9 protein-coding genes are annotated in these 11,978 nt (G+C 69.2%); 7 read left to right on the top strand and 2 right to left on the bottom strand.

What is annotated here, in order from left to right; all coding sequences use genetic code 11:
- Positions 1-1,167: 1,167 nt before the first annotated feature.
- Complete coding sequence (locus UK23_RS20830) at positions 1,168-1,956, bottom strand: M23 family metallopeptidase (RefSeq protein ID WP_082114829.1); 789 nt, start codon at positions 1,954-1,956, stop codon at positions 1,168-1,170.
- A 208-nt stretch (positions 1,957-2,164) separates the two neighbouring features.
- Positions 2,165-3,145: an esterase/lipase family protein gene (locus tag UK23_RS20825; protein WP_231114596.1), complete on the bottom strand. Its 981-nt coding sequence runs from the start codon at positions 3,143-3,145 to the stop codon at positions 2,165-2,167.
- Between the two features lie 135 nt (positions 3,146-3,280).
- Between UK23_RS20825 and UK23_RS20820 the strand changes: the two genes are divergently transcribed.
- From UK23_RS20820 to purH, 7 genes are all read left to right on the top strand, one after another.
- On the top strand, positions 3,281-4,960 hold the full coding sequence (locus UK23_RS20820) for a hypothetical protein (RefSeq protein WP_045313252.1): 1,680 nt from the start codon (positions 3,281-3,283) through the stop codon (positions 4,958-4,960).
- 186 nt (positions 4,961-5,146) lie between these two features.
- Positions 5,147-6,313, top strand: a complete 1,167-nt coding sequence (gene sucC, locus UK23_RS20815) for an ADP-forming succinate--CoA ligase subunit beta (protein ID WP_045313251.1) — start codon at positions 5,147-5,149, stop codon at positions 6,311-6,313.
- Between the two features lie 5 nt (positions 6,314-6,318).
- Positions 6,319-7,206, top strand: coding sequence for a succinate--CoA ligase subunit alpha (sucD, locus tag UK23_RS20810; RefSeq protein WP_045313250.1), 888 nt, complete (start codon positions 6,319-6,321; stop codon positions 7,204-7,206).
- A gap of 155 nt (positions 7,207-7,361) precedes the next feature.
- Positions 7,362-8,072, top strand: a complete 711-nt coding sequence (locus UK23_RS20805; protein ID WP_045313249.1) for a DUF5336 domain-containing protein — start codon at positions 7,362-7,364, stop codon at positions 8,070-8,072.
- 120 nt (positions 8,073-8,192) lie between these two features.
- Entirely contained in the window at positions 8,193-9,716 is a 1,524-nt protein-coding gene (locus UK23_RS51755; RefSeq protein ID WP_045313248.1) for a DUF6350 family protein, read from the top strand.
- Between the two features lie 52 nt (positions 9,717-9,768).
- On the top strand, positions 9,769-10,389 hold the full coding sequence (purN, locus tag UK23_RS20795; RefSeq protein ID WP_045313247.1) for a phosphoribosylglycinamide formyltransferase: 621 nt from the start codon (positions 9,769-9,771) through the stop codon (positions 10,387-10,389).
- Positions 10,386-11,957, top strand: coding sequence for a bifunctional phosphoribosylaminoimidazolecarboxamide formyltransferase/IMP cyclohydrolase (purH, locus tag UK23_RS20790; RefSeq protein WP_045313246.1), 1,572 nt, complete (start codon positions 10,386-10,388; stop codon positions 11,955-11,957). Before purN ends, purH begins: the two co-directional genes overlap by 4 nt.
- Positions 11,958-11,978: the final 21 nt, after the last annotated feature.

The following is an 11,978-nucleotide window of genomic DNA, read 5'->3' as shown; positions in this document are numbered from 1 at the left end:
GCCGCCCTAAGCAACAGGCGTGCCATCAACCCCCACGGCGCCGGCCCCCCGATCAGAGCCTCCAAGGGGAAGCACGGAACAGGACCCGCTCAACGCAAGGCGACCACACACCCGGCTGCGGTTCGCACGCAACGGGACCCCCCAACGCGAGCCAACCACCCGCAAGGACCGCGCACGGCCCGCATTCCACACGAATCATGGGACTGACCTACGAAACCGCCGCGTCCCACTAACAGCGCCCCCCACACCCCTCAACCCGCCACAAACCGGACACCCCAAACCGCCCTGACCAGCAACTTCACCCCAACCAGATAAATCTCAAGAAAACTCCAAAAACCAGCGCAACGAACCCAACCTTCGTACGTCTATGTGGGTGTCGCAAGCAGCACAGCCGCGGGCCGTTCGGGGCGATCCGCAGCAAGAACCGCAGCCTGCAGACGAAGGGGAGCGAAGGGAAGGCGGGGGCCAGAACTTCGCGGCGAGTACGGCCGGACCGAACGGGAGAGCGGTCCGGCCGTACGACTAATCACCACAATCGCGACTCATCGCCACGAGCCAGCCATGGCATGGCTGGCATGGCATGGTCCGGTCCTGGTCAGCTCAGCTCAAGCCATCCGCGAGCTTCGAGCGACCGCAGGCGCCAAAAATTGTCAGACCCACCGAGCATCATCAACCGCGTGTGGACACACCCAACCGCGGGAGCGCTCTCAATTGGATCACGTACTGGCCAACGTGCTGCACGAACGAGTGTTCGCAATCCTCAACCAGCTGGAATCCGCGAGCACACCCCAAGCAACGACCAGCCTGACCTCAGCCTGGCGCACCCTGCTCACCCTCCACGAGCAAACAGACTCCGGCGCCTGCAAGGCCTGCGGCCCGCGCTGGCGAAAACACATGTGCTCGGTCTGGCGAGTCGCCACGGCCTACTTCATCCGCCATGAACGCGACTCAAGCCCCTGAGCCCGACTCAAGCCCGCCTGAACGCGACTCAAGTCCATCAACTCCGGCATGACTCTGTAACGAGTCGCGGAATACGAGCGACAGGAGCGCTGTTAGAGGCTTACGAGGCTCGTGAGGCGCCTGAACCGCCCAGTCCCGCACCCGGAGGTGGGTCGACGCCAAACCGGCGCGAGAAAGCTACTGAGCCGTAGTTCAGGGGACCGCGAATCAGACGGTCACACCGCGAGCGTTCAGCCACGTGAGCGGGTTGATCTTCTGACCGCCGGGGTTCCAGACCTCGAAGTGCAGGTGAGGGCCGGTGGAGAACCCGCGGTTACCCATGTGGGCGATCATCTGACCAGCCTTGACCGGCTGACCCTCGCGGACGATGAAGTCGTTGACGTGGCCGTAGACCGTGATGGTCCCGTCCTCGTGCTGCACCCGGACCCAGAGGCCGAAGCCGGAAGCCGGACCGGCCTCGAGGATCACGCCGTCGGCGGCGGCCAGGATCGGGGTGCCGATCGGGCCGGCGATGTCGATGCCGAGGTGCATGGTGCCCCAGCGGCCGCCGTAGCCCGAGGTGAAGTCACCGGCGGCGGGGCGGACGAACTTCGGGCGCTTCTTCTCGGCCTCGACGGCCTCGCGCTCGGTGGTGAGCTGCTGGCTGCGCAGGAGCTTGGCGGCCTCGGCGGAACCCTCGGACGTGGTCTTGGAGACCGCGAGGATCTGCGGGGCGGAGGAGTTGTCGCCACCCTGGCCGGTGAACGCGGCGGAACCGTCGGTGTGGTTCGCGAGCTGAACGTCGTTGCTGTCGTCCGCGGCGGCCTGCAGGGTCTGGCCTGCGCCTGCCGCGGCGAATGCGCCTACTGCGACGGCGGCGACGACGATGCGTCCGCGAAGCGCCGACGGTGGCGGGGGGAGCCGGTGGGAGCTGACGGTGCGCGCGGAGGCGCGGTCGACTGCCTCATCGAGCGCAGCACTGCGTTCATGGCCGCCGGGGGAGCGGTGGTGACTCAAAGCTTGCCCTTCCGCCTTCGGGGAGCCTGATCGGTGGACTGCCGGGCGGGGGATTCCCGGTGAGTCAGGATTCGGGGTTCTGACTCGGTGTCCTTCTGTGATCAGACCGTGACAACGGACCGGGGGACAGTAACGGCGGGGAGCCTCGGAGGGCAAACCCCAGTTCGTTATGTCGTCCGAACAGGCGGCAACCAGCTGGTTTCAACTGTCAACTGTGACCGTCGGTCACGCCGGGCGCGCGACACGCCTCACCGCCAGCGGCGATGGGGTGACCCAGAGAGTCATCCGATCGGGTGATGGCGGTCACAACTACGTGAAGAGTCCTCGTGTCAACCGGCAAAGAAAGGTGACCTGAATCACGTATCTGGTGCTCCTCGACGTGCAACGCGGAGTGCTCCAGTCGGGCGTTGCGCTGAGGCACGATGATCTGATCCATCTCCGACCAGACCACGACGAAGCGCGTGGCGCACGGGCGGCAGGGCTCGGCCAGCTCCGCGAGCAACTCGGAACCGGGCCGGAGCTGCCTGGTCAGCGGAGTCGGCATCAAGTAGGCGAGCAATGTGCCGTTGTGCGGCGTTCCGAGTGTTACGAGCGTGCGAACGCGTGAGTCGCCGTGCAGCCGTTGTACGTAATACCTGGCGATGAGACCGCCGAGCGAATGGCCGACCACATGCACCTGATCGGCACCGGTCTGCTCGCAGATCCGCTCGATGTGCGCGCCGAGCAACGCGGCCGAGCGGCGGACATCCCCCGTCAACGCCGTCAGCACGCTGTAGTTGATGGCGTGCACCACCCCGAAGCCCCGCCTTCGCAGTGCCCCCGACAGCACCGCGAAGGCGGAGCGGTTGTCCCCGATGCCGTGCACCAACACGATCGGGGTGCCCGCCGCGTCCATGGCCGAAACCATCAGGCCGCGCTGGCGGGGTGGCAGGCCGTCGGTGCGGTAGTGCCGGAACTGGCCGTCCTGACGCAGCTGCTCGGTGATCGCACCCCACGGGTAGAGCACCGCGTGCGCCGTCAACCAGGCAGCTTCCATCGCGACCCCGCGCATGCCGCCGGGCGTGGCCATGGCGCGCAGCGCGACCTTTACTTCTTCTGCGACATCTCGCGCGGTGTGCACACCCCACCCGGCACGATCGAGAACCGCGTCAGTCAGACGCGTCATCCACGACCGGCCGGTGTCGCTCATATGAGCGACGGTAAGTGATGGAGTCACCGACTAGGAGTACCCGGCGAATCTTTTCCACATGCGAACGAATTTCGTCTCAACAGGCACCCCGAGGTGACGCGGAACCCATCCCCGGGCTTGCTAGGTTCGCCCGCGATGACTCGAACCGAGCTCGAGAACCAGACCCCGGCCGCCGCGCGCCTGCGCACCTCGTGGGCGCTCGCCGCAGCGGGCGGTCTCCTCGCCGCCGCGGGCCCGCTGATCGGCGTGGTCAACGGCGCGGAACCCGCCTACACGTCGTGGCCGTTGCTCGCCGTCCTGGCGCTGCTGCCGCCCGCCGTCGCGGGTGCGCTGTTGTTCCGCGGCAAGCCCTTCATCGCGGCGGCGCTGATCGCCGCGCTCGGCGTGTTCGCGGTCGGACGGCTGTTGAGCGACCTCCAGATCGCGTTCGCCCCGATGTCCGTGGCACGGCCTGAGCTCTTCCGTCCGGCCACCCTCGTCGCGGTCACGCCGTCAGCGGGGCTGTGGCTGCTCATCGCCGGGCACGTGCTGGTCATCGCGGCCGGCGTGCTCTCGTCCGGCCGGGCAGGAATGCCCGCGGACGAGTCCGAACCCGCGAAGTTCATGGGCTTCCCGATGCTGATCGCCGCCTTCGCCGCGGTCGGGTTGCTGGGCAAGCCGTTCAGCTCGGCGGACGCGTTCCAGCTCGACCGCGCGCCGTGGGACCTGCCCGCGCTCGGGCTGACCGGCGGCCTGCTGGTCGCCCTGGCCGCGCCGCTCGCCACCGCCCTGGCCGCCAGTTCGCCCGACCCGGACACCCGCGAAGGCGGCACGTACGGCGTCACGCTCGCCCTGCTGGCCGTGGTGGTGCCGTGGCTGGCTGCGGGAACCGTCGCGCCCGGCCTCGGGATCTCCTCGGGTTCGATGCTCGTGCTGATCGCCGCGCTCTTCCTGCCCGCCTTGCCGCTGCTCGCCCGTCTGGTCCGGATGGTGCTCAGCAGGCGTGACGAGACGCGCGACCGCGTGCTGCCGTCGCTGCGGCGCATCCACGTGACCGCAGGAGTCCTCTTCATCGTCTCCGCCGTCGCGACGGTCGCCGGCGGGCTGCTGCCGCAGCTCGTGCTCAGCACCGGGGGTGCGGCGCCGGAACTGGCCTCGGCGAACCTCCTCTGGCCTGCCGGGATCGCGGTCGCGGTGCTGGGTGTGCTGTTGCTGGTCCCGGCCGCCGCCGCGACCGTCCGCCCGGCCCTGCCCGGCGGCTACGTCGCGATGCAGCTCGCCGCCGCCGGTGCGACTGCTTCGGTGGTGGCGGCCAGCCAGTCGGGCATCGCCCAGCCGGGTGCCGGCTTCTGGCTGATGGTCGTCGAGCTCCCGATCGGCTTGCTGGCACTGTTCTTCGTCCTCCTCGGCGGTGCCGTCGAGCGGGAGAACGACGGCACGGGCAAGCGGGAGCAGCTCCCGGTGGCCGAGCTGGGCGCGGTGCTGCTGGCCGGGCTCTTCGCGGCGGGTGCTTTCGCGTTGCCGACCATGCGGGGTGCCGACTACACAGCGCCGACGCTGGTGCCGGGTACCGACGCGTCAATGTCCTGGATGCTCGTCGCGTGCCTCGTCGCGGTGATCGGCCTCCTCGTGGCCGCGGTCCGGTCGAGGCCCGCCCGTGCTGCCGCCACGCTCGTGGGCGCCGCGCTGTTGATGGGCGTGCGCGCGCTCGAGCTGCCGTTGACGGGCAGTCGCGTCGAAGGCGCGGTGGCGGCTCCCGGCACCTGGCTGGCGCTGGCGGCGGTGGTGGCGTTGCTCGTCGCGGCGGGTTTGACGGGGGCTCGCGCGACCCGCTGAATGTGGTCGACCGCGCGTACGCGTGATCGACCTCACCGCTGTTGAGACCGACCTCACCGACGGTGGCGTGCGAGCAGTACCTGCAGCTCGATAGTGTCTGGGCCCAGCCGCGTCAAGTGGGTTCGCTTGGCCCCTTGAGGACCACCCAGGCGCGGTGTTCCGACACCGACGTCGCAGGAGACCCGAGTGGACCTGTACGAGTACCAGGCGAAGGATCTCTTCGCCGCCCACGGCGTCCCGGTACTGCCGGGCGATGTGGCCACCAACCCCGCCGACGCCAAGGCCATCGCCGCGAAGTTCGGCCAGCCGGTCGTCGTCAAGGCCCAGGTCAAGACCGGCGGCCGCGGCAAGGCCGGTGGTGTGAAGCTCGCTTCCACCGCCGAGGAGACCGAGGAGAAGGCGACCGCCATCCTCGGCCTGGACATCAAGGGGCACATCGTTCACCGCGTGCTGGTGACGCCTGCCTCGGACATCGCGGAGGAGTACTACTTCTCCTTCCTCCTCGACCGTGCGAACCGCACCTTCCTCGCCATGGCGAGTGTTGAGGGCGGCATGGACATCGAGGAGGTCGCGGCCACCAAGCCCGAGGCCCTCGCGAAGATCCACATCGACGCCATCAAGGGTGTCGACGCGGCCAAGGCCGAGGAGATCGCCGACGCGGCGAACTTCCCGGCCGAGGTGAAGGACCAGGTCGTCGACACCATCGTGAAGCTCTGGGAGACCTTCGTCTCCGAGGACGCCACGCTCGTCGAGGTCAACCCGCTGGTCCGCGACCCGCAGGACAAGATCGTCGCGCTCGACGGCAAGGTCACGCTGGACGAGAACGCCGGCTTCCGCCACCCGGCCCACGCCGAGCTGGTCGACAAGGCGGCGGAGAACCCTCTCGAGGCCAAGGCCAAGGAGAAGGGCCTCAACTACGTCAAGCTCGACGGCGAGGTCGGCATCATCGGCAACGGCGCCGGTCTCGTGATGTCCACGCTGGACGTCGTGGCGTACGCCGGTGAGCAGTACGGCGTGAAGCCCGCGAACTTCCTCGACATCGGCGGCGGCGCGTCCGCCGAGGTCATGGCGAACGGCCTGGACGTCATCCTCGGCGACGAGGCCGTGCGTTCGGTGTTCGTCAACGTCTTCGGTGGCATCACCGCCTGCGACGCCGTCGCCAACGGCATCGTGAAGGCGCTGGAGATCCTCGGCGACTCGGCCACCAAGCCGCTCGTCGTCCGCCTCGACGGCAACAACGTGGAGGAGGGCCGCGCGATTCTCGCCGAGGCCAACCACCCGCTGGTGACCGTTGTCGACACGATGGACAACGCGGCCGCCAAGGCCGCCGAGCTCGCGGCTGCGGGGGTCTGAGTCAGATGGCTATCTTCCTCAACGAGAACAGCAAGGTCATCGTCCAGGGCATGACCGGTGCCGAGGGCACCAAGCACACCAAGCGCATGCTCGCGTCCGGCACGAACATCGTCGGTGGCGTGAACCCGCGCAAGGCCGGCGAGAAGGTCGACTTCGACGGCACCGTGCTCCCGGTCTTCGGCACCGTCAAGGAGGCCATGGAGGCCACCGGCGCGAACGTGACCGTGATCTTCGTCCCGCCGGCCTTCTCGAAGGCCGCCGTGGTCGAGGCGATCGACGCCGAGATCGGCCTGGCGGTCGTCATCACCGAGGGCATCCCGGTGCACGACACCGCCTACTTCTGGGCGCACGCCGTCGCGACGGGCAACAAGACCCGCATCATCGGCCCGAACTGCCCCGGCATCATCAGCCCCGGCAAGTCGAACGCCGGCATCATCCCCGCGAACATCGCGGGCAGCGGCAAGATCGGTCTGGTGTCGAAGTCCGGCACCCTGACCTACCAGATGATGCACGAGCTGAAGGACTTCGGCTTCTCCACCGCGATCGGCATCGGTGGCGACCCGATCATCGGCACCACGCACATCGACGCTCTCGAGGCCTTCCAGGCCGACGACGAGACCGTCGCGATCGTGATGATCGGTGAGATCGGTGGCGACGCCGAGGAGCGCGCCGCGGCGTACATCAAGGAGAACGTGACCAAGCCGGTCGTCGGCTACGTCGCGGGCTTCACCGCTCCCGAGGGCAAGACCATGGGCCACGCCGGCGCCATCGTCTCGGGCTCGGCGGGCACCGCGCAGGCGAAGAAGGAGGCCCTCGAGGCCGCCGGCGTCAAGGTCGGCAAGACGCCGTCCGAGACCGCCGCTCTGATGCGCGAGATCATGAACGCGCTCTGATCAGAGTTCGCAGAGCTGCACACGCGGGCCGGACACCGGAGTACTTTCGGGGTCCGGCCCTCGCTCGTCTGGCGGAACCGGCATGATCCGGTCATCGTCTGAGCATGTGCGTCAAGTAGCGTTTTGCAGCATCACTCGGTTGGAGGAGACCTGACATGTCCGTGCCTTACGGCGCACCCCAACAGCAGCCGCCGGGTCCGGCACAGCACCAGGCACCACCTCAGGCCCACGGCGCTCCCGGCGCCAACAACATCAACCTGAGCCTGATCCTCCCGCTGGTCGGCGCGGGTCTCGGCCTGGTCGCCTACCTCGTCGCGTTCGCGGACGACGTCAGCAGCGGCAACGTCGTCTACCTGCTCGCCGCGGGTGCGCTGGCAGGCCTTTCGGTGCTGCCGAGCATCCCGAAGGGCTTCGTCCCGGTCGCCGCGGTCCTGGCGGCCGTGCAGATGCTCCTGCAGCTGCAGGGCATCATCAAGTCGCCGTCGGTGCAGGGTCTCGACATCGTCCTGCTCATCGTCGCGCTGCTCGAGACCGCGGCCATCGTGCTCACCTTCTTGCTCGCCGAGGGCATCGTGAAGTTCGAGCCGAAGCCCGCGAACCCGTACGGCGGTCACCCCGGCCAGGGCCAGCCCGGTGGCTGGAACCCGCAGTCCGGCGCGTTCCCGCAGCAGGGCCAGCCTCAGCACGGCGCACCCCAGCAGCAGGCGCCGCAGCAGCCGCAGTTCGGTCAGCAGCAGTTCGGTCAGCAGCCGCAGCAGCCAGCGCAGCCGGGCCAGCCGCCGCAGCAGACCAGCTTCATGCCGCAGCCCGGCCAGTTCGGCGCACCGGGCACGCCGCCCGGTGGCTTCGGCGGTCCGCAGCAGTAAGCAGGGTTCTCGGGGCGTCTGCAAGTACCACCAACTCGCTGTTGGCAGTACTTGCAGACGCCCTTCTTGCGTGCGGCGTGCCTCACCCGAACGGCTCAGCCCGCCTGACACAGTGGAGAAGTGCCCGTGCTGACACGCGACGCGACTCGCGAGGTGACCGCTGTGCGCCCGCCGGAGTTCTCGCGCTCCGAACACATGCGGGTGCTCGTCGCGGCCGCGGTCGGGTCGGTGGTCGTCGGGTACGCGGCGGTGGCGGCACTGCTCGCGCTGATCTCCGCGACCGCCACGTACGCCGCCTTCTCCACGGCGGGCGTGCTCAGCGCGGCCGCACCGGCGTGGCTCGCCGCGCACCACGTGCCGTTGCGCTTCGACGCGGGTCAGCTCGGTGTGCTGCCGTTGCTGCCCACCGCGTTGCTGATGTTGCTCGTCGCCCGCACCGCCGCGGGTGCCGCTGACCGGCTCGGACTCTACGAACCACTCCAGGCCCGCGGGGTCGTGCTGAGCATCGCCGGCGCGCACGCGGTCGTCGGCGGCACGATCGCGCTGATCATGGGCGACGGCGTCGTGCGCGCCACGCCCGCGGTGGCGTTCTTCGGCTGTGCCGCCGTGTCCGGTATCGCCGCCACGTTCGGCGTCGCCCGCCGCTGCGGTCTGGTCGAGATCGTCTTCGACAAGCTCGACCCGGTGGCGCTGCACGGGCTGCGCTCCGGGTTCATGGCACTGTTCGCGCTGATCAGCGCGGGTGCGTTGGCGCTGGGCGCCGGGCTCGCGATCTCGTGGCCGACGACCAGCGGGCTCTTCGCCGGAGCGGGTCCGTCGGTCGGTGTCGGCCTCGGCGTGTTCCTGCTGTGCCTCGGTTATCTCCCGAACGCGATCATCGCGGGCTTCTCGTACGTCGCGGGTGCCGGGTTCTCGCTGGGCGGGGTCGAGATCTCGCCGATGCGGTTCGTCGGTGGTGACGTGCCGCCGGTGCCGTTGCTGGCCGCGATGCCGGAGACCGAGCACGTGTGGAGCCCGGTCGTGCTGGTGGTCCCGGCGCTGATCGGCGCGTTCGTCGGCTGGACCTGCCGCAAGGTGTCGGATCGGCCGTCATCGCGGTTCCGCGCGGTGCTGGTCGCCGCGATCACCGCGGCCGTGGGCTGCCTGGTGCTCGCCGCGACCGCCGGTGGCCGGCTGGCGTCCGGCGCGTTCGACCCCGTGACGGTGCCCGCCGGTCTGCTCGCGCTGATGACGGCGGTGTGGGTGCTGGTGCCGGGCGTCCTGGTCGCGTGGCTCGCCGGGTCCCGCGCGAAGGTCGTGGCGGACGGTGACGCCGAGTTCGTCGAGCCGGACTTCGAGGAAGAAGAGGCCGTCGACCCCGACGTCGTGTTCGAGGACGACGAGCTCACCGACCAGTTCGAGCAGCTCGAAGTGGTGGACGAGGACGAGTTCGAGGTCGAGGAAGACCTCGAGGACGACGACTACTACGACGAAGACGAGTACGACGAGGAAGAAGAGCTCGAGGACGACGTCGCGGACGAGCAGGACGACGTCGCCGACGAAGAGGAAGACGTTGAGGAAGAAGAGGAAGACCTCGACGCGGAGTTCGACGAGATGCTCGGCATGGAGCCCGAGGAGGACCTGGACGGCAAGCCGGAACGGTGACGGCCTAAACTGCCCCTGAGCTGCTACAACACGCCACGCCCAGGAGTAGACGCTGAGCACCGAACTTCGGCTTCCCACACCGGCGCGCGTCGTCGTACTCGTCTCCGGTTCCGGAACCCTCATGCAGGCGTTGCTGGACGCCTCGGACCTCCCGATCGAGGTGGTCGCGGTCGGCGCCGACCGCGAGAACATCGAGGGTCTCAAGCGCGCCGAACGGGCCGGGGTGCCGCACTTCGCCGTGAAGCTGCGCGACCACGCAGACCGGGACGCCTGGGACGCCGCGCTGACCGAGGCGGTGGCTTCCTTCGAGCCCGACCTCGTGGTGTCCGCCGGTTTCATGAAGATCATCGGCCCGGCGTTCCTCGCGCGCTTCGGCGGCCGGATGATCAACACCCACCCCGCGCTGCTGCCCGCGTTCCCCGGCGCACACGGCGTGCGGGACGCCCTGGACTACGGCGTGCACGTCACCGGATCGACCGTGCACCTGGTCGACGCCGGCGTGGACACCGGGCCGATCCTCGCGCAGGAGGCGGTTGTCGTCGAACCCGATGACACCGAAGAGACCCTGCACGAACGCATCAAGGTCGTCGAACGCCGGCTGCTCGTCGAGACGGTCGGCAGGCTGGCCCGTGAGGGCTGCACCGTGAACGGACGAAAGGTGAGCATCCCGTGACCACTCCTGCCGAGAGGCGACCGGTACGCCGGGCCCTGATCGGGGTCTCCGACAAGGCCGGCCTGCTGGAACTGGCCACCGGCCTGCACGCGGCCGGAGTCGAGATCGTGTCCACCGGCGGCACCGCGAAGGTGCTGGCCGACGCGGGCGTCCCGGTGACGCCGGTCGAGCAGGTCACCGGGTTCCCCGAGTGCCTCGACGGCCGCGTGAAGACGCTGCACCCGCGCGTGCACGCCGGGCTGCTGGCCGACCTGCGCAAGGAGTCGCACGTCCAGCAGCTGCGCGAGATGGACATCGCGCCGTTCGACCTGCTGGTCGTGAACCTGTACCCGTTCACGCAGACGGTCGCGTCCGGTGCTTCCGCGGACGACTGCGTGGAGCAGATCGACATCGGCGGCCCCGCGATGGTCCGCGCGTCGGCGAAGAACCACGCGAACGTCGCCGTCGTCGTCGACCCGGCGCGGTACGACTGGGTGCTGGAGAACGTCCGCGAGGGCGGCTTCACCCTGGCCGACCGGCAGCAGCTGGCCGCGGCCGCGTACCGGCACACCGCCTCCTACGACGTGGCCGTCGCGTCCTGGATCGGCAACGTGCTGGCGCCCGACGACGAGGGCAGCGGCTTCCCGGGCTGGGTCGGCGCGACCTGGAACCGGTCGAACGTGCTGCGCTACGGCGAGAACCCGCACCAGCACGCCGCTCTGTACACGCAGGGCGACGGCCGCACGGGTCTCGCGTCGGCGAAGCAGTTGCACGGCAAGGAGATGTCGTACAACAACTTCCTCGACGGCGACGCCGCCTGGCGTGCCGCGTGGGACCACGAGCTGCCCTGCGTCGCGATCATCAAGCACGCGAACCCGTGCGGCATCGCGGTGTCCGAGGTGAGCATCGCGGACGCGCACCGCAAGGCGCACGAGTGCGACCCGGTCAGCGCGTTCGGCGGCATCATCGCGGCCAACCGCGAGGTCACCGTGGAGATGGCCGAGTTCGTGTCGGAGATCTTCACTGAGGTGATCATCGCTCCGTCCTATGCGGACGGTGCGGTGGAGGTGTTGCAGCGCAAGAAGAACGTGCGCATCCTCGTGGCCGAGGCGCCCGCACGTGGTGGTGCCGAGATGCGTCCGGTGTCCGGTGGCCTGTTGCTGCAGCAGCGCGACGCGATCGACGCCGCCGGTGACTCGCCCGCGAACTGGACGCTGGCGTGCGGCAAGCCGGCGGACGAGAAGACGCTGGCGGACCTCGAGTTCGCGTGGCGTTCCATCCGCGCCGTGAAGTCGAACGCGATCCTGCTGGCGGACAACGGCGCCACCGTCGGTGTCGGCATGGGCCAGGTCAACCGGGTCGACTCGTCGCACCTCGCGGTGAAGCGCGCGGGTGAGCGCGCGAAGGGTGCCGTCGCGGCGTCCGACGCGTTCTTCCCGTTCCCGGACGGTCTCGAGGTGCTGCTGGAGGCCGGTGTGCGCGCGGTCGTGCAGCCCGGTGGTTCGGTGCGCGACCCCGAGGTGATCGCCAAGGCCGAGGAACACGGCGTGACCCTGTACCTCACGGGCACGCGCCACTTCGCTCACTAGCTCGATGAAGGGAACCTTCAT

The organism is Lentzea aerocolonigenes (genome assembly GCF_000955955.1).
GTDB lineage: Bacteria > Actinomycetota > Actinomycetes > Mycobacteriales > Pseudonocardiaceae > Lentzea > Lentzea aerocolonigenes_A.
Note: the sequence above shows the minus strand (reverse complement) of the source record. Positions and strands in the feature narration are given on the sequence as shown.

Excerpts from the sequence above, each read along its gene's own strand:
- UK23_RS20805 (WP_045313249.1), top strand. The coding sequence starts at position 7,362 with ATGTCCGTGCCTTACGGCGCACCCCAACAGCAGCCGCCGGGTCCGGCA.
- UK23_RS20825 (WP_231114596.1), bottom strand. The coding sequence starts at position 3,145 with ATGAGCGACACCGGCCGGTCGTGGATGACGCGTCTGACTGACGCGGTT.
- sucD (WP_045313250.1), top strand. The coding sequence starts at position 6,319 with ATGGCTATCTTCCTCAACGAGAACAGCAAGGTCATCGTCCAGGGCATG.
- UK23_RS20820 (WP_045313252.1), top strand. The coding sequence starts at position 3,281 with ATGACTCGAACCGAGCTCGAGAACCAGACCCCGGCCGCCGCGCGCCTG.